At 34.9% G+C, this 22,229-nt stretch carries 19 protein-coding genes; 8 read left to right on the top strand and 11 right to left on the bottom strand.

Annotated elements, in window-relative coordinates:
- Positions 1-64 precede the first annotated feature (64 nt).
- A complete protein-coding gene (metG, locus tag QMO11_RS12440) occupies positions 65-2,101 on the top strand; it encodes a methionine--tRNA ligase (protein ID WP_282037586.1) in 2,037 nt (678 codons plus the stop codon).
- 123 nt (positions 2,102-2,224) lie between these two features.
- Here metG and QMO11_RS12445 read toward each other — a convergent pair whose 3' ends face one another.
- A complete protein-coding gene (locus QMO11_RS12445) occupies positions 2,225-3,148 on the bottom strand; it encodes an HU domain-containing protein (protein WP_282037587.1) in 924 nt (307 codons plus the stop codon).
- 217 nt (positions 3,149-3,365) lie between these two features.
- Between QMO11_RS12445 and galE the strand changes: the two genes are divergently transcribed.
- Positions 3,366-4,391 carry a UDP-glucose 4-epimerase GalE gene (galE, locus tag QMO11_RS12450; protein WP_282037588.1) on the top strand — a complete coding sequence of 342 codons (1,026 nt, stop codon included), beginning with the start codon at positions 3,366-3,368 and terminating at the stop codon, positions 4,389-4,391.
- A 72-nt stretch (positions 4,392-4,463) separates the two neighbouring features.
- Here galE and QMO11_RS12455 read toward each other — a convergent pair whose 3' ends face one another.
- From QMO11_RS12455 to QMO11_RS12475, 5 genes are all read right to left on the bottom strand, one after another.
- Positions 4,464-5,150, bottom strand: coding sequence for a DsbA family protein (locus tag QMO11_RS12455; RefSeq protein WP_282037589.1), 687 nt, complete (start codon positions 5,148-5,150; stop codon positions 4,464-4,466).
- Positions 5,151-5,166: 16 nt separating this feature from the next.
- The gene (locus QMO11_RS12460) at positions 5,167-5,751 is read right to left on the bottom strand and encodes a hypothetical protein (RefSeq protein ID WP_282037590.1); all 585 of its coding nucleotides are present in this window, start codon (positions 5,749-5,751) and stop codon (positions 5,167-5,169) included.
- A 7-nt stretch (positions 5,752-5,758) separates the two neighbouring features.
- Complete coding sequence (locus QMO11_RS12465; protein ID WP_282037591.1) at positions 5,759-6,643, bottom strand: sulfotransferase domain-containing protein; 885 nt, start codon at positions 6,641-6,643, stop codon at positions 5,759-5,761.
- 58 nt (positions 6,644-6,701) lie between these two features.
- Complete coding sequence (locus QMO11_RS12470) at positions 6,702-6,974, bottom strand: hypothetical protein (RefSeq protein WP_282037592.1); 273 nt, start codon at positions 6,972-6,974, stop codon at positions 6,702-6,704.
- 153 nt (positions 6,975-7,127) lie between these two features.
- The gene (locus QMO11_RS12475; protein ID WP_282037593.1) at positions 7,128-7,877 is read right to left on the bottom strand and encodes a PP-loop family protein; all 750 of its coding nucleotides are present in this window, start codon (positions 7,875-7,877) and stop codon (positions 7,128-7,130) included.
- 201 nt (positions 7,878-8,078) lie between these two features.
- On the opposite strand from QMO11_RS12475, the gene QMO11_RS12480 reads away from it, so the two are divergent.
- Positions 8,079-9,119: a GMP reductase gene (locus QMO11_RS12480; RefSeq protein WP_068475563.1), complete on the top strand. Its 1,041-nt coding sequence runs from the start codon at positions 8,079-8,081 to the stop codon at positions 9,117-9,119.
- Between the two features lie 342 nt (positions 9,120-9,461).
- On the opposite strand, the gene tsf is transcribed toward QMO11_RS12480, so the two are convergent.
- From tsf to QMO11_RS12505, 5 genes are all read right to left on the bottom strand, one after another.
- Complete coding sequence (gene tsf / locus QMO11_RS12485; protein WP_068475561.1) at positions 9,462-10,286, bottom strand: translation elongation factor Ts; 825 nt, start codon at positions 10,284-10,286, stop codon at positions 9,462-9,464.
- A 26-nt stretch (positions 10,287-10,312) separates the two neighbouring features.
- Positions 10,313-11,131: a 30S ribosomal protein S2 gene (gene rpsB, locus QMO11_RS12490; RefSeq protein WP_068475559.1), complete on the bottom strand. Its 819-nt coding sequence runs from the start codon at positions 11,129-11,131 to the stop codon at positions 10,313-10,315.
- A 103-nt stretch (positions 11,132-11,234) separates the two neighbouring features.
- Positions 11,235-11,627, bottom strand: coding sequence for a 30S ribosomal protein S9 (gene rpsI / locus QMO11_RS12495; protein WP_245820823.1), 393 nt, complete (start codon positions 11,625-11,627; stop codon positions 11,235-11,237).
- The gene (gene rplM, locus QMO11_RS12500) at positions 11,627-12,082 is read right to left on the bottom strand and encodes a 50S ribosomal protein L13 (protein WP_068475557.1); all 456 of its coding nucleotides are present in this window, start codon (positions 12,080-12,082) and stop codon (positions 11,627-11,629) included. The genes rpsI and rplM overlap by 1 nt, the downstream gene beginning before the upstream one ends.
- Positions 12,083-12,515: 433 nt before the next feature.
- Positions 12,516-14,885, bottom strand: a complete 2,370-nt coding sequence (locus tag QMO11_RS12505) for a transglycosylase domain-containing protein (protein ID WP_282037594.1) — start codon at positions 14,883-14,885, stop codon at positions 12,516-12,518.
- Between the two features lie 334 nt (positions 14,886-15,219).
- Between QMO11_RS12505 and topA the strand changes: the two genes are divergently transcribed.
- From topA to porL, 5 genes are all read left to right on the top strand, one after another.
- Positions 15,220-17,667 (top strand): type I DNA topoisomerase, encoded by a 2,448-nt coding sequence (gene topA / locus QMO11_RS12510; RefSeq protein WP_282037595.1) that lies wholly within the window; start codon positions 15,220-15,222, stop codon positions 17,665-17,667.
- An 11-nt stretch (positions 17,668-17,678) separates the two neighbouring features.
- Complete coding sequence (locus QMO11_RS12515) at positions 17,679-18,809, top strand: arginase family protein (RefSeq protein ID WP_282037596.1); 1,131 nt, start codon at positions 17,679-17,681, stop codon at positions 18,807-18,809.
- A 201-nt stretch (positions 18,810-19,010) separates the two neighbouring features.
- Entirely contained in the window at positions 19,011-19,946 is a 936-nt protein-coding gene (locus QMO11_RS12520; protein WP_282037597.1) for a PorP/SprF family type IX secretion system membrane protein, read from the top strand.
- 38 nt (positions 19,947-19,984) lie between these two features.
- Positions 19,985-21,316: a T9SS ring complex lipoprotein PorK/GldK gene (gene porK / locus QMO11_RS12525; RefSeq protein ID WP_245820822.1), complete on the top strand. Its 1,332-nt coding sequence runs from the start codon at positions 19,985-19,987 to the stop codon at positions 21,314-21,316.
- An 81-nt stretch (positions 21,317-21,397) separates the two neighbouring features.
- Positions 21,398-22,210 (top strand): type IX secretion system motor protein PorL/GldL, encoded by an 813-nt coding sequence (porL, locus tag QMO11_RS12530; RefSeq protein WP_282037598.1) that lies wholly within the window; start codon positions 21,398-21,400, stop codon positions 22,208-22,210.
- Positions 22,211-22,229 lie beyond the last annotated feature (19 nt).

Raw genomic sequence — 22,229 nt, forward strand, 5'->3', positions numbered from 1 at the left:
AGCAAATTAATAAAACATTCACCTAGTGTGAGTCTCAATAATATAATTTCGTAATTTTTCTCGAATGGATAATTTTAATCGTACGCTGGTAACAACAGCTTTACCATATGCCAACGGACCTGTTCACATTGGTCACCTTGCCGGAGTTTATGTTCCTGCAGATATCTATGTTAGATACCTAAAAATGAAAGGTGAAGATGTATTGTTAATCGGTGGTTCTGATGAGCATGGTGTGCCTATCACTCTAAAAGCAAAAAACGAAGGTGTAACTCCTCAAGATATTGTTGATAGATACCATGGTATTATTAAAAAATCGTTCGAAGATTTTGGCATTGGGTTCGATGTATATTCACGTACTACTAGTGAAACTCATAAAAAAACAGCTTCTGACTTTTTTAAAACACTACACGATAAAGGTGAGTTTATTGAGAAAGTATCAGATCAGTATTACGATGCAGAAGCACATCAGTTTTTAGCAGATAGATATATTACAGGTACCTGCCCACATTGTGGAAATGAAGGTGCTTATGGTGATCAGTGCGAAAGCTGTGGAACATCTTTAAATGCTACAGATCTTAAGAATCCTATTTCTGTAATTTCAGGTAGCGTACCGGTGGTTAAACAAACCAAACATTGGTATTTGCCATTAGATAAGCACGAGCCATTTTTGAAAAAATGGATACTAGAAGACCATAAAGAATGGAAAGCTAATGTATATGGCCAGTGTAAATCGTGGATTGATCTAGGTTTACAACCACGTGCCGTAAGTAGAGATTTAGATTGGGGTGTGCCAGTTCCTGTAGAAGGGGGAGATGGTAAAGTACTTTACGTTTGGTTCGATGCGCCAATTGGGTACATTTCAGCAACTAAAGAGTTGACTAACGATTGGGAGAAATATTGGAAGCAAGACGATACACGCATGCTTCATTTTATTGGAAAGGATAATATCGTATTTCACTGTATTGTTTTTCCTGCTATGCTAAAAGCTGAGGGTTCTTATATTTTACCAGAGAATGTTCCTGCCAATGAGTTTTTGAATCTTGAAGGTGATAAAATTTCTACTTCACGTAACTGGGCAGTTTGGTTGCATGAGTATCTTGAAGATTTTAAAGATCAGCAAGATAGTTTAAGATATGTTTTAACAGCAAATGCTCCTGAAACTAAGGATAACGATTTTACTTGGAAAGATTTCCAAGCCCGTCATAATAATGAGTTGGTAGCTATTTTGGGTAACTTTGTTAACCGAACCATTGTATTAACTAACAAGTACTACGAAGGTAAGGTGCCTGCTTTAGGTAATGAGCTAACAGAGTTCGATAGCAATACTTTAGCTGAGATTAAAGTGATCTGTGATAAAGTAGCAGACAGTTTAGATCAGTTCCGCTTTAGAGAAGCCGTTAAAGAAATGATGAACTTGGCTCGTTTGGGTAATAAATATTTAGCTGACTCAGAACCTTGGAAGTTGGTTAAAACCGATGCTGTACGAGTTGAAACAATTATGAATATATCGCTTCAAATTACAGCTAACTTAGCAGTATTGATGGAGCCATTCTTGCCTTTTAGTGCTGCTAAACTAAAAGGAATGATCAATGGATCAGATTGTACTTGGGAAGACCTTGGAAAAACTAATTTACTTGTAGCAGGTCATCTTATAAATAAGCCAGAATTGTTATTTGCAAAAATAGAAGATGGGGCAATTCAAAAGCAATTAGATAAATTGGAAGCTACAAAAGTTGCCAACGAAGTGGCTTCAAAAACAGTATCTCCTGCAAAAGAGAATATTAGTTTTGATGATTTCACTAAAATGGATGTTCGTGTTGGAACAATCCTCGAAGCTGAGAAGGTTGCTAAAACAAAGAAGTTATTGAAGCTTACTGTGGATACAGGTATTGATCAACGTACTGTAGTCTCAGGAATTGCTGAATTTCACAAGCCTGAAGATATCATCGGTAAACAGGTAAGTATTCTAGTAAATTTAGCCCCTCGAAAAATTAGAGGTATTGAATCGCAAGGTATGATTCTTATGGCCGAAGATGCTGATGGTTCTTTAGCATTTATTGAGCCTTCAAAAGAAATTAAACCAGGTTCAGAAGTTCGATAATACAAGAACTCTATAATATATTAGGCTAGCTATTTATTTAGCTGGCCTTTTTTTATGTGTTATGGCACAAAAAAAGCCGACTCAATATATTTGAATCGGCTTTATTATTAGATATCTTTCTTTCTATTTGGCTGTATATATCCAAACAGAATTAAAACCATTTTGCTTTCTATATGCATTCAAGGCATCTGTTGCATCTAGCTTATCAGAGAATCCTTCAAGTGCTACTCTCACCCTACCGTTGTTAACAGGTAAAATTGAAGCCGTGTTAATATTGCGCTTATTTAGTTTACTTAAAAAAGTTTCGGCTTGCGATGTATTTTTAAAACTACCTGCAATTAAAAAGTATCTTTCTACTGCCTTAGGTTTTACAACTTCAACGGAAGCTTTTATTTCTTCAATGAGTACAGGATTAACTTCAACTAAATCTGCTGGTTCCTCAACAGTCACTTCACTATTTAATTTAAAATCAGAAAAGGAAGCTGTCTGTTTCGAATTGTTAACATCAGGAGAAACCGTTAATAATCCTGCAATTAAAGCAATACTAGCGGCAATTTGTCTTACACTCTTTGATTGAACAGTGCGTTGTACAAGTTGTCTTGTAGGCTTTTCAATTTCATTAACCTGATCAATAGTTTTAAAATGGAAAGTACCTAAACCATATGTATCAGGAGCTATTCCCAATTCATCTGATTGATTAAAAACAATAGAGCCTTCTCTATCCATTTTTAACGAACCAATTTCGCTCATAAGTATTACCTCCCCATTTTTTAAGGAGTTCTGCCATCCTTCGATAACAGCTGTAGTAGCTACTTGCGCTTCTTTATAATCTATGTTTTTATTTTTTGCGATATGGCTAAATAATAAGCCATCATTATGAGAAATACTGCGATTGAAAATGATTTCTCTGCCTGGAGGTGTAAATATTCCCGTAGTTTCATTATGTTGTGCACTAATTCTGTTTACAACAAATCCACCAATCTCAGGAACAATTACACAATCGTGAATTGTTAATAAGTCTCTTATCTGTTTTTGGAGTTCGATCATAAAAACAAAAATACTAAAAATTTTTCTTCAATCGTAATACTTTTTGATGCTTAGGTATAATATGTTGATAAACAGACTTTACCTACAAGTACCTACCAGTTTATGTATTAATATACAGAAAGTTATAAAAAATATATTATTACTATTGATACATAATTGATGGTATTTTATTATTTTTGAACTTCATTTAGTAATTATAACTCATAATAAAATTAAGATGAGCAAGCAGATTTTAGTTACCGGAGGTACTGGTTATATTGGTTCACATACTGTAGTAGAACTTCAAAATTCGGGTTTTGATGTTGTTGTAGTTGATGATTTATCAAACTCAAAAATTGAAGTTTTAGATAATATTGAAAAGATTACTGGTAAAAGACCCGCTTTTGAACAGTTTAATTTAGCAGATGCTACTTTAACAGATCAGTTTTTTCAGAAGTACACAGATATACAAGCAATCATTCATTTTGCAGCTTTTAAAGCTGTAGGAGAGTCTGTTCAAAAACCATTGGAGTACTATCAAAATAACGTAAACTCATTAATTAATTTATTAAATGGGATGAAAAAATATGGTGTTGCTAACATGGTATTTTCATCATCTTGTACTGTTTATGGTCAGCCAGATAAATTACCTGTAACAGAGCAAACACCGCGTAAAGAAGCTGAATCTCCATACGGAAATACAAAAGCTATCTGTGAAGATATTATGCGTGATTTCTGTAAAGTAAACGAAGCTTCTAATTGTATAGCACTTCGTTATTTTAATCCAATTGGTGCACACGAGTCAGGTTTAATTGGTGAGTTCCCTGTGGGAGTTCCTAATAACCTTGTTCCGTTTATCACACAAACAGCAGCTGGCTTAAGAGATGAGTTAAGCATTTTTGGTGAGGATTATGATACTCCGGATGGAACAGCTGTAAGAGATTATATTAATGTAGTTGATTTGTCAAAAGCACACGTTATTGCAATTGAGCGTTTGCTTAATGATAAAAAGAAGAATAACTACGAATTTTTCAATGTTGGTACTGGAGAGGGATACTCAGTAATGCAATTGGTAAAAGCATTTATTAAAGTTACTGGTGTAGATTTAAAATATAAAGTAGTAGGACGTAGAACAGGTGATATTGAAAAAATATGGGCTGATACAACTTACGGTAATAATGAGCTAGGTTGGAAAGCTGAAACTTCTTTAGAAGATACTCTAGGTTCTGCTTGGGCTTGGGAAAAAAATGTAAGAGGACTATAATATAAAATGACTTTTCTTTGACGAGTTCTAAATCTAGTTATTAGATTTAGAACTCGTTATGTTTTAAATGGATTATTCACAAGCATTAATTTCAAGTTCTGATTTGATTAGTTTTTCAAGAACTTTTAATCTTCTATTGCCAACTATTTTATTTCTACCAATAAAAAAGGTTGGTGTACTTGTAATGCCACTTTGACGTGCTAATTGAGCCGTATTAAGTAGGTATTTATCAATGTGTAAGTTTTTATTATAGTTGGTGATTATAGACGCATTCCCAGCATATTTAGTCGCTTCATTAATAATTGATATCGAGTCTAAATATTTGTTCCCACTAAGATGATTATTATAAATGTCGAAATAATTGTTTTCATTGGCACAATAAAATTGCTTAGTTGTAAATAAACGTAATGGATTAGATTCATGTACTAGATATCTAATTACTAGTTTCACTTGTCCACTATTGATATATTTATCTTTTAATATATTGTAAGTGTTCGAAAAGAAATCATCACATGCTGAGCAATCTACACGGCTATACATGAAGATGGTAATAGGAGCTTCTTTATCACCAATAATTATATCATTTTCATTTTCCGTATTTAAGTTGGTTAACTTTTTATCTTGTAATAGCTCGTATATAAAAGAATTCGTATTAAATATTTTCCTGTTAACCTCCTTAAAACTGAAGTATAGTACTAATAATACTATTAGAATAATTTGAACCTCTATTATTAATAATATTTTAATTGCTTTTTTCATAAAATATAGTTTCTTATTAAAGAGTTATTGAAGATACATTGTAGCCTCTTATCTCACTAAAAATACTTTTAACAAATTCAGTTATCCGTTGATTATTAGGATCTTTGCTATCTGAAGTTATATTTAGTTCATTTATTTCTCCTATGTTATTTTTGTAAATCATTTTTATTCCATCTACATTTTTACCAAACAGTTTTCTGCGATGAGATTTAGGCGTAAATTTTTCATAGTTATAGTTTATATACCTTAATAGGCTATCCGCTTTTTGTCCTGTATCATGGTAATCCCATAAATTATAGTTATTTCTATGACTTTCAAATAGGTGAATTATTTTATCAGCTCTAATTAGTAAGCTTATCTTTTTCTCATTATGGTTAAACTCAAACAATACGGCACTAATCATTAGAGTGTCATTCTCTAATAAAAAATCATAGAAAGAATTCGATTTTGTTATTTTGTTGGTTTGAGGACTAATATCCTGAATTTTATCATTAACCTTTTCTTTATTGGATAATCTTGTGTCAGGCTTATTGATCAAAAATATACTTATTCCCAATAAACATATAATAGCAATTCCTATTGTCTTTACTTTTCTCATCATATTAGATTTAATTAATAGAATTCTCAAAAAGCTTATAATAGTGTTTTGCTAATTGCTTATTGTATAATTTATCATATACTTCTAATTGACTTTTACTCAAGGCTAATTTTCCTTCTCCTATTTTACCTTTTCTAATAAATTGATTATATATTTTTTTAGTTTCAATGGGCTGATCTCCGAACTTACTTTCATTTTGTTTCATATATTCAAAGCTACTGTACTTTATAGCCCTGCTTATTGTTTTTTCATCAACATCAAATTTGCAAAAATCAATTATGCGATCAATCTCCCCCCTTTTATTGTTAATTAGATCCTCATATTTAACAAATAATATTGGAAAGTTATGCTTATTTTTGAACCATGTTTTGGTGTATTTAAACCACGCTTTAGATTTTAGGGATTTATCCATATAATCTTCAAATTTGAGCTTGGTATTATTATAATTTTTATGCTGATTATAAAACGAAACGGCCACATCTCTGCCGTCTCTATACACAAAAATAAATCGACCTTTAGTCGTTTTATGAAATTCCTTATAGTAATCGTGAGTTTTGATTATTCGTGGCGATGGAAGGTCTCGTGGCTCTTTACCTAAATATGAATCGTTATGAATCCATGGTGATACATCATAAATGTGATCAAATGAATTATCCCCAGTTGTTGTTAGTTGATACATTATCATCTGCATTAGGGTGGTACCTGATTTTGGATATGTACTTATATAAATGTCATCATCACGCTCTCCAAACTTTAGTTTATAGCGCTCAAACATCATCTTTCGTGATTTCTTTCTCAGGTATGCAGCAGGTTTCTCAATAAACCTAGCAATTCTTATTAGAATATCAGCTAATACTTCATAGCCTTTATATTCAATGTTGTTGTAAGTCTTCATATTATAAACAAAAAAAAGCTGTCTTACATAGACAGCTTAAAAATCTGGTTAAAAGTAATTAACTACAAGAACCCCCTTCTTCTTTAGCAATAGCTTTGAAGATTTCCCATTCGCCAGCCTCTAAGTCATAAGTGCCGCTTTCAATTACTTTACCATCAGCTTCAAGAGAATATGTGCCATCTTCGCATGCTTTTGCGATATAGGTAACATTATCTTCAGTGTAAGAATAGGTACAACATTCGGTTTTGTCATCCTTACTGCAAGAGCTAAATCCTGTTACTGTAGCCAAGGCGCCACAAAACATGGCTGCTAATTTAATTGTTCTTTTCATTTTGTAAAAAATTAGTTAGAGTTGTCTACTCATATCGTTTTTCAACATATCACGCTACTGTATATTATACAAATAGGCTTTATTTTACGAATGGAATAGCGAAGGGTTACATTTTTAATAATAAATTATGATTAACTGTACTTTTATTATCAGTTATCTACCCAGATATTCTTCATCAATATTATTCATTGATCTAAAAAGGTTTAACCGAGCCTGCGGGTTTAATTTCTCAAATTGATGGATGATCTGTCTTGTAGCTTCGCGCATGGTATGATCTTCGTAAGGGCAATTCTCCTTTAAGGATTTAAACTCTTTAATAGCTGAATATTTTAGCATCTCAGAATTGGTTAAATAGAGTAGAGGACGTATTACCTCTATATTGCCTTCAAACATGCTTAATTTGGCTGGTATTGAAGAAATATTCCCATGCTGAGTCATATTCATAAGGAGTGTTTCTATTGCATCATCCATATGATGACCGAATGCAATTTTCTTAAAGCCATTTTTTCGTGCAAATTCAAATAATTCCTTACGCCTGTTCCACGAACATGTAAAACAAGGTTTTTTATTAGGCTTTTCTTCTAGTCCGGCATGTGTAGTTATAAAATGCAGGTGTACATTAAGAGATTCACAGAAGTTTTTTAAAAATTCCTTATCTATAACATAAGGTACATCGTCTGTTATAATATGTATGGCGTGCAGCTCATAGTCTATTGGTAAAAATTTACGGCGTTCGGCTAGTATATCTATAAGTGAGAGTGAATCTTTTCCACCCGATACCGCAATCAGTATTTTATCGCCATCAGTAACTAAGTTGTGTTTATTAATAGCATTCCCTGCTAGTTTAATTATTCTTCTGCAATACGCATTGTTTTTTTTCTCTTCTTGCTTATCTAGTTTCATTTATTGTTAATTCTAAGTATGGCACAAATATAGTCAGATCATTAATTATTTATTATCCGGGGTGGGTTATAAACAAATTAATAAATTGGTTTACAGTGTTTACAACAATCTTGACAAACTGTTTTTAACCAATGTTCACATAAAAAAAAGTGTTAGTTCAGATTATTTCAGTATTTTGTGACGTAATTAAAATATTTGAATATGAGAATCGAGAACGACCTTAAATTAGGTTTCAAAGATGTAATGTTCAGACCCAAACGATCTACTTTAAAGAGTAGATCTCAAGTTAGTCTTGAAAGAAGTTTCAGATTTAAAAACAGTAATGTAACATGGACAGGCACACCAATAATGGCCGCTAACATGGATACTGTTGGAACTTTCGAAATGGCCTTAGCTTTGGCCGAGAAAAAGATTTTTACTGCAGTTCACAAGCATTACTCGCTTGAAGAATGGAGTAACTTTTTAGAAAAAGCTCCCCAAGGAATTGAGAATTTTATTGCAGTAAGCACCGGAACAGGTGAAGCAGACTCACAAAAAGTAGCTGCTCTTATGTCAGCTCATCCTCAACTACAATTTATTTGTATTGATGTAGCCAATGGTTACTCAGAGCATTTTGTAGCTTTTGTAAAAGAGATGCATAAGGCGCATCCTAGCAAGGTTATTATTGCAGGTAATGTAGTAACAGGTGAAATGGTTGAAGAATTAATATTAGCAGGTGCTGATATTATTAAAGTTGGAATTGGACCAGGTTCTGTATGTACTACACGTGTTAAAACGGGTGTTGGTTATCCACAACTTTCGGCTATTATTGAGTGTGCAGATGCTGCACATGGTTTAGGTGGGCATATTATTTCTGATGGTGGCTGTGCTATACCAGGAGATGTGTCAAAGGCTTTTGGTGCAGGTGCTGATTTTGTAATGCTTGGAGGTATGCTTTCTGGTCACGAGGAGAGTGGTGGTGATACTGTTGAAGAGGATGGCGTAACCTATAAATTATTCTACGGAATGAGTTCGTCTACTGCTATGGATAAACATTCTGGTGGTGTAGCAAACTATAGAGCCAGTGAAGGTAAAACAGTAAAAGTGGCTTACAAAGGTCCTGTTGAAGAAACTGTGTTAGATATTCTTGGTGGTATTAGAAGTACTTGTACTTATGTTGGTGCTTCACAGCTTAAAGAGTTAAGTAAGCGTACTACTTTTATCAGAGTATCTGAACAAGAAAATAGAGTTTATACAAAATAACTATTTACTATTATATAGTTGAATAATTAGGCATCCTTTTGAAGGGTGCCTTTTTGCTTTATCGGGATTCTTTTAGCTCTCTGGCTTTTATCCCATTCAATAATGAATAGGTACAGAGTCGTATTATAAACAGACCTTATTCAGAATAAACACAAATCAAAGTCACATCAAACTCACGTTAACGTGAGTTTGATGTGACTTTGATCTGTGTTTCATATGTGTTTAGTACAAGTATTATACGAACTTGTCTTGTATCTAAACCTTCTTAGACTTAAAAGATTAGGGCATAAAAAATCCCGAACCACAAAAGTGATTCGGGATGCTTTTATATAAACTAATTAATTAGCTTAATGAAAAACGTTTGAACTCAGTAACAGTTAAACCATTACTAGCTCCGTTTAAGTATTGCTTAATAGACTGTTTGTTATCTTTAACAAAAGCTTGCTCTAAAAGAGTACTTTCTTTAAAGAATTTACCTAAACGTCCTTGTGCAATTTTGTCAAGCATAGCTTCAGGCTTACCTTCTTCTTTTGCTTTTTCACGACCAATTCTTAACTCAGACTCTACAATCTCAGCTGGAACTGAATCTTTATCAACACCTACAGGAGCCATTGCAGCAACTTGCATTGCAACATCTCTACCTACTTGAGCGTCAAAACCAGTTTGGTTAAAACCAACAAGTACAGAAAGTTGACTACCTTGGTGAATGTAAGGAATAACTGTTTCAGCAGTAACTACAGCGAAGTCAGCGATTTCGATTTTTTCACCGATAACACCAATTTGCTCAGTAATTACATCTTTAATAGCAGCACCATTTAATTCAAGTTCTAAAACTTGTTCTGCAGTGGTAGCATCGCTATTTAAAGCAGCCTCAACAATTGAATCAGCTAATGCAACAAAGCTTTCGTTTTTTCCTACGAAGTCAGTTTCACACTTTAAGATCAAAACAGCACCTTTTTTACCGTCAGCGCTTACAGTTGCTCTTGAAGTTCCTTCTGTAGTTTCACGATCAGCACGCTTGCTAGCCATTGCTTGACCTTTTTTACGGATGATTTCAACTGCAGCGTCAAAATCTCCATCAGTTTCGGTTAATGCCTTTTTACAGTCCATCATACCGGCACCGGTCATTTTTCTTAATTTACTTACATCAGCAGCTTTAATTGCCATGATAATAATATTTAATTGGTTAACAATTATTCAGTTTTTCCTTCTTCTTTTGCTTCAGCAGCAGGAGCTTCTTTTTTAGCAGCTTCCTTTTTTGGAGCATCTTTCTTAGCAGCAGCTTTTTCTTTCTTAGCAGCAGCTTCGCTTTCACGCTCTACTTTTCTTTCAGCTAAACCTTCTTCGATAGCTTTAGTCATGATTTCAGTAATTAAATCAATTGACTTAGTAGCATCATCATTAGCAGGAATAACGAAATCTAAACCAGCTGGGCTTGAGTTGGTATCAACTACACCAAACACAGGGATGTTAAGACGGTTAGCCTCGCGAACAGCGATGTGCTCCTTCATAACATCAATTACAAACATTGCCGCAGGAAGACGTGTAAGATCGGCAATACTTCCTAATGTTTTCTCCAATTTAGCTCTCTGACGAGTAATTTGAAGACGCTCTCTCTTAGATAAGTTTTTCCAAGCACTTGGGTCAACCATCATTTTATCGATAGTACCCATTTTTTTAACTGCCTTACGGATAGTAGGGAAGTTAGTAAGCATACCACCAGGCCAACGTTCAGTAACGTAAGGCATGTTCACACGCTTCATTTTTTCAGCGATGATTTCTTTGGCTTGCTTTTTAGTAGATACGAATAATACTTTTCGTCCAGATTTTGCAATCTGTTTTAATGCGTTTGCTGCTTCTTCAATTTTAGCAACAGTTTTATGAAGATCGATAATGTGAATACCATTACGCTCCATGAAGATATATGGAGCCATTGCTGGGTTCCATTTTCTTTTTAAGTGACCGAAGTGTACTCCAGCCTCTAATAACTCATCAAAATTTGTTCTTGACATTTTTTTCTTTTTAAAAGTCGTTTACATTCTGTAAATATCAACTGCTAAGTAGTCTTGCAATAAGAATCTTAGTAGTTTAGATACTAAACGCACCCGAAAAATATTAACGCTTACTGAATTGGAATTTCTTACGTGCTTTTGGTTGACCTGGTTTCTTACGCTCAACAACTCTTGCGTCGCGAGTCATAAATCCTTCAGATTTTAAAGCAGGTTTATTCTCTTCGTCAATTTTTACTAGTGCACGTGAAATGCCTAATCTAATAGCTTCAGCTTGTCCTTTAACACCACCACCGTAAACATTTACTTTGATGTCATAGTTTTCAGCTACACCTAACTTATTTAACGGCTGAGTTACAACATACTGTAATGTTTCAGCAGGTAAATAATCTTTAAGCTCACGCTTGTTGATGGTAATTTGTCCTTTACCTTCGCTCACATATACACGAGCTACAGCGGCTTTTCTTCTACCTATTGCGTTTACAACGTCCATACTCATTATTTATATAAGTTTAAATCAATTACCTTTGGTTGTTGCGCTTCTTGCTTGTGCTCAGCACCAGCGTATACAAAAAGGTTTCTAAATAATTGGCGTCCCAAACGATTCTTTGGTAACATACCTTTTACAGCTCTCTCTACAAGTCTTTCTGGACTTTTAGCAAACAATTGCGCTGGTGTAACATCAGTACGTCCACCTGGGTAACCTGAATGGTAAAAGAAAGTTCTTCCTTCCCATTTGTTTCCAGTTAAACGAACTTTGTCCGCATTGATAATAATTACATTATCACCACAATCAACGTGTGGAGTGTAGTTTGGCTTGTATTTACCTCTAATTAGCTTTGCTACTTTAGAAGCTAAACGACCAACTACCATGTCTTTAGCGTCAACAACAACCCACTCTTTTTGAGCAGTTGCTTTGTTTGCCGATACTGTTTTGTAACTTAAAGTGTTCACAGTCTTCCTTTGTTAAAAAAATTAATAAAAACAGATCAAACAGTCATAATTCACTCACCATAAAGTAGTTAATCTCACAACTCCCATCGTCGTTAAATTATCCAACTTATTCAGTTTAATGAACTTACACTGTTCGGCACAAATAATAATCGGCCGCAAAAGTAAGGCTATTTTTATTATTTACCAATCTTTTTATTGTTTTTTTATTTTCTAACTCGCAGAAAGTTAATGCTATTAGAGGAGTGCGCTTTTTTATTTACGACAAGAATAAATGGGGGAGCCGTGTATTTATACTGTCATGCATTTTATGAGATGCCATTATTTATTTGACCTGGCCTGTGGAAGGTCCTTTATTATTTATTCTCCATTATTATTTCAATGTTATGAATAGAAATAATAATGGAGAAAGTTATTGATGTGGTTTAGTTGATAATTATAAGAATTCAGATTCATCACCATTACTATAGCTGTCGTCTTCTGATGGATCGTTATTTTGCGATCCATTTAGCTCATCACAATTCAGATTCGTATTAAAGTTTAGAGGTTCTTCAAATTCATCCTCTTGTGTAATATTTAATGCTTCATCATCGTATACTTGTTGCATATACAGTGCCCAAATTGGTAGTGCCATGTTAGCACCTTGTCCGAGTGAGATTCCATCAAAGTGAACATCTCTATCTTCTCCTCCAACCCAAATTCCTGTAACTAAATTTGGGGTAACTCCCATAAACCATCCATCAGATTGATTTTGAGTTGTACCTGTTTTTGCTCCTATCTCACCAGTAAACTGATATTTGTATCTTAATCGAGTAGCTGTACCGCCTTGACTAACTCCCTGAAGAAGGTTAAGCATCAGAAATGCAGTTTCTTCACTGATAACTTCTTTTTTATTGGGAGCAAACTGACCAATATTGTTCCCATATCTATCTTCTATTCGAGTTACTAAAATAGGATCGATATGTACACCTTTGTTTGCAAAAGTACCGTAAGCACCTACCATTTCGGATAAATGCATATCTACCACGCCAAGGCAAAGTGAAGGAACGTAAGGCATTGGACTATTAATTCCTAAGTTGCGAATCATATTAGGAGCAGCATCCCATTTTGGGTTTTTGAATTGCTTCATTACCCATGCTGTAATATTATTATTAGAGTTGGCTAAGCCCCATTTTAGAGTAACCATTTCCCCTGCACGCGCGCTTCCTGCATTTCGTGGCGTCCAGGTATCACCACTCGCCAAATAAAATGTTGTAGGGATATTAGGTACTTGGTAGCAGGGCGTAAAACCATTAGACATGGCTAATGTATATATAAATGGTTTGATAGTTGATCCAACTTGCCTTTTACCTTGAGTAGCCATATCATACATGAAGTATTTAAAATTAGGGCCGCCTACATATGCTTTTACATATCCTGTTCTAGGGTCTAGAGAATATAAACTAGCTCGTAAAAACGATTTGAAGTGTTTTATAGAATCAATTGGAGTCATAATTGTATCCCTGTCGCCACTCCAAGTAAAGATCTCCATGTCGGTTTTGGTATTGAAGGCTTTCATTATAGATTCTTCATCATGACCGGCTTTCTTCATGATTCGGTATCGTTCAGACTGTCGAATGGCCTTATTCATGATTTGGTCATACTGCTTTTCACTTAAGTCAGCTGTAAATGGAGCAGTTGGTCTTCCTTTTTTTTCAGCTGCAAATGCAGGTTGTAAATCTTGTGATAAATGATCTTTCACAGCCTTTTCAGCATATACCTGCATGTTATAATTTACAGTAGTATATATTTTAATGCCATCTCTATAAATATTGTATTTGGTGCCATCCGCTTTTAGGTTCTTGTTTGTGAAACCGTAAACAGGGTTAGTTGCCCATTCAATACTATCTTTAATGAATTTGTCCATTAGGTATGATGGATATCTGCTTCGATCTGGTTTAGGAGCATTGAGTGTAAGTCTTAGGTTTTCCCTTAAATACGGAGCAACACCTTCTTTATGGTCGTTTCTCTTGAATTTTAATTTTAATGGAATTTGTCTCAATGAATCATACTTAGCCTGTGTGATGAACTGAGCTTTCTTCATTTGGCTCAATACCACATTTCTTCTGTCTTCTGTTAGTTCTGGACGACGTACTGGGTTAAAAAGGGCTGGATTTTTTAACATTCCAATAATTACTGCAGCCTCTTCTATTTTAATGGAATCAGTACTTGTATTAAAGAAAGTTTGCGCAGCAGAATGAATTCCGTAAGCATCATAAATAAAGCCCACTTTATTTAAGTACATCGTTAGTATCTCATTCTTTGTATAACTACGCTCCAGTTTAACTGCAATTACCCATTCGTTTAATTTTTGCAGACTTCGCTCCCAGATGCTTCCCGCAGAATCATGAAAAAGTAGTTTTGCCAATTGTTGCGAAATAGTACTACCACCTCCAGAATGTCTGTCCCCCATCAATACTGTTCTAAAGAAAACACGCATTAAACCTCTAGGGTCTATTCCTGAGTGATCATAAAACCTCACATCCTCTGTAGCAATTAGGGCGTTAACAATATTTGGTGATAGATCCTCGAAATTACAATAAGTCCTATTTTCTATTGCAAAGGTTCCAAGAAGTTTGCCATCTTCAGATAATATTTGAGTGGCTAAATTACTTTTCGGATTTTCCAACTCCTCAAACGAGGGCATGTCTCCTAAGAATCCATTGGCAATAAGTAGGAATAAAGTAAATACAGAGGCCATTCCAATGATTACTATTCCCCAGAATGTAATTAATATTTTTGTTGCTTTGCTTTTGCTAATTGACATACTTATGTAAGTTGAAATTTTCGGTAAAAATAACAAATTTACTTGAACTGTTTTTCTATGTATTCTATTTGCGCTAGGATTTAGGAATCTTTTTTATTTTAGATGTTGGTTGGGAGTGTTCATTGATTGGTAATTAGGGCTTTGTAGGGTGTTTTATTCAGTGCGTTGTTTGTGTGAGAATAGTCTCGTGCTATATTTATTAGGATAATTTTATAAATTTACCGCAATTATTGAATGAATGACAATTAGTACGTCTTCGTTTTCAACATTATAAAAATAGGTTCTATTTGGTTTGATGTTGATTTGTAGAATGATGCTAAAGTAAAATATAAAGATGGCGAAAAAAAGTTCGGTTAATGAAGAAAACCTCGTAATAGTCGAGTCTCCTGCTAAAGCAAAAACTATTGAAAAGTTTTTAGGAGGAAACTTTTTGGTGAAATCGAGTTATGGACATATTCGTGATTTAGCGAAGAAAGATTTTGGGATTGATATAGCGAATAAGTTTACGCCTAACTATGTGGTTTCTGATGATAAGAAAGATGTAGTAAAAGAGCTGAAGCAAATTACTAAAAATGTTAAGACTGTATGGCTTGCTTCCGATGAAGACCGCGAAGGAGAGGCTATTGCTTGGCACTTGTATGATGAGTTAGGATTAACACCTGATAATACAAAGCGAATTGTTTTTCATGAGATTACTAAGCCTGCAATTTTAAATGCAGTTGAGAACCCGCGCGAAATCAATCAGGATTTGGTGAATGCTCAGCAAGCCAGACGTGTGTTGGATAGATTAGTGGGGTTTGAGTTATCTCCAGTTTTATGGAAAAAAGTTAAGCCATCGCTTTCAGCAGGAAGAGTTCAATCGGTAACTGTTAGAATGATTGTTGAGCGAGAAAGAGAAATTTTTGCGTTTAAACCAGAATCATCTTATAGAGTAACTGCTGTATTTAATTATACAGATAAAGATGGAAATGTTTCTGAATTAAAATCTGAATTAAATAAGCGATTCGCTACACTTGAGGATACAAAGTTATTCTTGAAAAAGTGTGAGGGAGCTAGTTTTAATGTCACAGATGTAACTAAAAAGCCATTAAAGAAATCTCCGGCGGCTCCATTTACCACTTCAACCCTACAACAGGAGGCAAGTAGAAAGCTTGGTTTCTCAGTAGGGCAAACCATGTCGGTTGCACAAAAGTTATATGAAGCGGGTAAGATTACCTATATGCGTACCGACTCAGTAAATTTATCAGATACAGCTGTTAATATGGCTTCTGATCAAATTACAGGTACAATGGGTGAGGAGTATCTTAAAATCAGAAAATATACAACTAAGTCAAAGGGAGCTCAGGAAGCTCACGAGGCTATTCGTCCGGCTTACATGGATAAGCCTACTGTTTCTGGTCCTCAGCAAGAACAAAAGCTTTACGATTTAATATATAAGAGAACCATAGCTTCTCAAATGAGCGATGCTCAGCTAGAGAAGACTACAATTATTATTAAAACGGATAAGGTTAAGGAGCATTTCGTAACGACTGGTGAGGTTGTTAAGTTCGATGGTTTTCTTAAAGTATACATTCAATCTTCTGATGAAGGTGAAGGTGAGGAAAAAGAGGATTCAGGATTATTGCCTCCAATTGAGGTAGGAGAGGAGTTGTTATATAACAATATTGAAGCAAGGGAAAGATGGAGTCAAAAGCCAGCTAGATATACTGAAGCATCGCTAGTAAAAAGATTAGAGGATGCTGGTATAGGTCGTCCATCAACTTATGCGCCAACTATTTCTACTGTCCAAAACAGAGGTTATGTAATAAAAGAGGAGCGCGAAGGTGTTGAGCGTAATTATCAATATCTATTGCTTAATGACGAAGGTCTGTTAATGGAGGAGCGAACTGAAATTACAGGTGCAGAAAGAAATAAATTATTTCCAACAGATATAGGTATGGTGGTTAATGACTTCTTGATGAAGCATTTTCCGAATATTGTTAGTTACGATTTTACAGCTAAGGTTGAGGCCGAGTTTGATGAAATTTCTTTGGGTAAAATCGTTTGGAATGAATCGATAGAATCTTTTTATAAGGATTTTCATGATCAGGTTGAAGATACACTAGAAAACGCTGAAAGGAGCAATGGAGAAAGAATATTAGGTGAAGATCCTAAAACAGGGAAGCCTGTAAGTGTTAAGGTTGGGCGATATGGCCCAATGGCTCAGTTGGGCGAAAGTGTTGATGATAATGAGGTTGAAAAGCCTAAGTTTGCGTCATTGCAAAAAGGGCAGCACCTTGAAACAATTACGCTTGATCAGGCAATCCGTTTGTTTGATTTACCACGTGATCTTGGTTTGTATGAAGAAAAGAAAGTGGTTGTAGGTATTGGTCGTTTTGGCCCATATGTGCGTCATGATGGTAAGTTTGTTTCTTTAAAGAAAGGAATTGATGATCCATTATATGTTGAGTTGGATAGAGCAATTGAGTTAATTGAAGAGAAGCGTAAAGCAGATAGAGAGAAGTTTATTAAAGGATTTGATGAAGATCCTGAAATTCAAATATTGAATGGTAGATGGGGGCCATATATTTCTTATCAAAAAAAGAATTATAAAATTCCTAAGGATACTGATCCAACAACTTTGTCTTTTGACGATTGTCAGAAGTTAATTAAAGATGGAGGAAAGAAAGCAGCACCAAAGAAAAAGGCAGCTGCTAAAAAAGCAACAGCAAAGAAAGCGCCAGCAAAAAAAACAGCTACTAAGAAGCCTGCTGCAAAAAAGAAAGCTGCTGCTAAAAAGTAAATAGTTGAACTGTGAACCTAATCGACTATTTTAATCCTATAAATATAAAATCTGAAAGTCAAGGTGCTCTGGAGTATGAAGACACCTTGGCTTCTCAGATTTCATCCTTAAACGAAGGAGTAGATCTTGCTTCGTTTAACTTGGCTATCCTTGGAATTGAGGATGCCACAAACTCTCCGTTTAATAAGGGTTGTTCAGAAGCTCCCAATAAGATACGTAAATACTTATATGGTTTAGCGAGAACATCAAGGAGCCTTAGTATTATTGATCTTGGTAATGTGAAGGGAAACTCCATTGGTGATCGATACCTTGCCTTAGAGGAAGTTTGTAAAAGACTTTTAGGGGCCAATATTGTAGTTTTGTTTTTAGGAGGTAGTCAGGATTATTTAATTCCATTTACAAAAATATTAGCTAGTGAAAATAAGGTAACCTTATCAATGATCGACAATAAGGTTGATTACTCTTTCGATGAAAATAGGTTTGATACTTATTCAACGATTTCTCAATTGGATAGGATGCTTAGTTTTGATCGTTTGAATGTGAGTGTTATAGGTGCCCAAAGGTATTTTGTGGGTAGTGCGCAGGAGGAGTTATTTCAAGAAAAAAAGTGGTCGGTTCATCGATTGAAAGATGTTAGTATTGGTCGTATAGATAATACAGAGCCTATTTTTAGAGATAGTCAAATTATATGTGCAGATGCATCTGCTATCCAAAGCAATTTTATGCCATCTATCGGCAGTAGTTCTGTTAATGGTTTTACGGGGCTTGATGCGTGCAAGATGATGTGGTATGCGGGTTTAGGTTCTCAGATTAAGGTTTGTGGTTTAACAGAATGTAATACGCAAGTAGATGATGGCTTAAAAGGAGCAATGTTGTATGGTCAGATGGCCTGGCATTTTATTGAGGGCGTAGCCCACAATACATGGGAGGTTCCATCCGAAAATTCAAAAAATTATAAAATTTATGTGCTTCGATTACAAGAATATGAGGTAGACGTACGTTTCTATAAGAGTCGGTTATCTGATAGGTGGTGGTGTGAGCATAGTAATGGTCATGTTTCTAGTATGATAGCTTGTGGTGAGAAGGATTATCAACAGGCGAAAAAAGGAAGAATGCCTAATTGTTTATCTCGTTATAGGTAAAGAGGTGTAAGTAAAGACATATCGTGAAAAAAATAAAGGTTTGATTTTAAAAAAAATGAAACCTTTACATTAAAAATAAAGTATACGAATTCAGTTTTTAGACTCTTGTAATGAATGTATATTATTTAATGACTTAGTATACAGTAATTAGTGTTAGGGTTTTAAAAGTGAGTTCTTTGATTTTTTTTATATCTGAAATAAATGGTTAGGAGAATTCTGATATTTATTATAATTTGCGCCGCTTGTACGGGGGTAAAGGCTCAGTTTGATCCTCAGTTCAGTCAAAACATGTTTAATATGTTGGCTGTTAACCCCGCTTATGCAGGAGCAAGTGAATCAATAAATTTAACAGCTCTTAATCGGAATCAATGGAGAATTGATTCCGCCGGAATAAAGACAACGGTTTTTAGCGGAGATATGCCAATTAATGTGTTCGGAACACCTTCTGGAATTGGACTTAATGTTATGAATGATCAAATCGGATTATTTACGAACTTAAGTATTGGAGTAAATTATGCATCTCAGTTCGAATTGATATATGGTACTTTAAGCCTTGGATTAAGTGTAGGTTTTATCAACCAAAAGTTTGAAGGGAGTAAAATTTCTTTTCCTGATGGTAAACCAGATGATGCAATACCCGAAGTAGATATGGATGGTTCAGCATTCGATGCAAGTTTAGGGGCGTATTTTAAAGCAAAGAAATATTATGCAGGGATATCATTATCTCATCTAAATTCGCCACAACCAAACTACGATGAAAATTTTAGTTTTAGTTTTCGTCCGACACTTTATCTAACGGGAGGATACAATTTTAAGATTGAAGATACGTTATATGAAGTGTTACCATCTTTTTTCATGAAAACAGATGGTGCATCAATGCAGGTTGATATTAACACTTTAGTTAGGTATAAGTCTCGTTACTGGGCCGGATTAACCTACCGTTTACAAGATGCTATTGTTTTATTAGGTGGTATTGAAATGAAAAATGGCGTTAGGTTTGGTTATAGTTACGATATAACCACCTCAGCATTTGCAACTGCTAAAAGCGGAGGGACGCATGAGTTTATGGTAGGATATAATTTTGATTTAAGTTTAGAGAAAAGAACTAAGCGCTATAAAAGCGTTAGATATTTATAAAGAAATAAAATAATTAATATACTGAATAGTCCGAAATTATGATGAAGAATGTAATTGTAATTAGTGTTTTCATTATCACTATTCTTAGCGGGTGTGCAAACTCTGGCGGTGGAGAATTAGTAGGCGTATCAAGAGGTGGTACTTTCTATGAGCCTGATCCATACGGGATGCTTTTTATTCCGCAAGGAAGCTTTAATATGGGGCCAAATGATCAGGATGCTGCTTGGTCTTTAACAGCACAAACCAAAACAGTTTCAGTTCGTTCTTTTTGGATGGATGAAACGGAAATTACCAATACTGAATATCGTCAGTTCGTAAATTGGGTTAGAGACTCTATTGCACGTACTTTATTGGGCGAGCAGTTTGAAGAGTTCGTTATCTCTGAGGATGTTTATGGTAATGAAATAGATCCGCCATATTTAGATTGGGATGTTGATTTAGATTGGTATAATGAAGAATATATGGAAGTGCTTGAGGATATGTATTTACCCGAGAATGAGCGTTTCTTCAGAAGAAAAGAAATTGATAGTCGTAAGTTAACTTATGAATATCAGTGGGTTGATATGCAACAAGCTGCAAAAAAGACCAACAGATATAATTTCCAAACAAAGCAATACGAAGGTGTAGCATATGATCAGTTTGGTGAGCAAACGCAAATTAAAGATCGTACAGCTTTCATAATGAATGACGCTGTAAATGTTTATCCTGATACTTTATGTTGGATCTCTGACTTCACCTATTCATTTAATGAACCTTGGACTGAGAAATATTTTTGGCACCCTGGTTTTGATGAGTATCCTGTAGTAGGAGTTACGCACCAACAAGCGACTGCATTTACTATTTGGAGATCACGATATTTAAATGACTACCTAAGAAAAAAAGGTCAGCCTGAAGTAATGGAATACAGATTGCCAACTGAAGCTGAGTGGGAATATGCTGCTCGTGGAGGACTCGAAAATGCAATGTACCCATGGGGTGGAATGTATACAAGGAATGATAAAGGATGCTTTTTGGCTAACTTTAAACCTTTACGTGGTAGATATGGTGATGATGGTGGTAACAATACCATGGCAGTAGCGTCATATGCTCCAAATGATTTTGGAATTTATGATATGGCCGGTAATGTAGCTGAGTGGACATCAAGTGCTTTTGATGAGTCAGCTTATAGTTTTACACATGATTTTAACCCTACTTATAAATACAACGCACTTCCTGATGACCCTCATGTAATGAAACGAAAAGTAATTCGTGGTGGATCATGGAAAGATGTAGGTTACTATTTATTATGTGGATCTCGTTCATACGAGTACCAAGATTCAGCTAAATCTTTCATTGGATTTAGATGCGTAAGAGACTACGTAGGTGAATAATTAACTATCGCAAAAAAATCACACACACACACAACACATAACTTAAACTTTAATTTTAGTCTAAATTAACAACAAATTATTATGAGCATAACCGAATTAGTTGAAAGCCCTGCGTATAAAAAAGTGATGGCCAAAGTATATGGTATAGGTGCTGCAGTAGTTATACTAGGTGCGTTATGGAAGATACTTCACCTTCCTGGTGCATCCGCTATGTTAATTGCAGGATTAGGTACTGAAGCAGTTATTTTCTTTTTATCTGCATTTGAGCCACCTCACGAAATGCCTGATTGGAGTTTGGTTTATCCTGAGTTAGTTGGCTTAGATCCAAAATCAGAATCTCATGGTGCTGTTTCGGGCGGAGGTAGCGAACTTCAGGCTTTAATACAAACAGGGAATATTGATCAAGCGACTGTGGATCAGTTGAGCGAAGGGATAAAAAAACTAAGCGTAACTTCTTCACAATTGGCTAATTTAGGAGATGCCTCTTTAGCTACTGAAAGTTATTTGAACAATATGAATATGGCTGCCGAATCTGTTGGTAAGTTAAGTTCTGTTCAAAATCAAACAGTAGCAAGTATGGAAACTTTAGCAAACTCTACTCAAGGGGTTGTGGAAGGACTATCAATAAAAGGAGAAGAGTATACACAACAATTGACAAGTATTAATACAAACCTAGCTTCGATAAACTCTGTATACGAATTGCAGTTACAAGGATCAAAAGCGCAGGCTGAAACAACACAAGAGCTTGTTGCTGGTATGACTCTTGTGAAGAGTCAATTTGATGAGTCTATTGAGAATGCTAAATTATATAAAGATCAAGTTGCTCAGTTAAGTAAAACTGTTGGTGAGTTGAACTCAATATATGGTAACATGCTAAGTGCAATGAACCGCTAATAGAAACTTAATTAAAAGA

This window comes from Saccharicrinis aurantiacus, assembly GCF_947489045.1.
In the GTDB taxonomy this organism is placed as follows: Bacteria; Bacteroidota; Bacteroidia; order Bacteroidales; family Marinilabiliaceae; genus Saccharicrinis; species Saccharicrinis aurantiacus.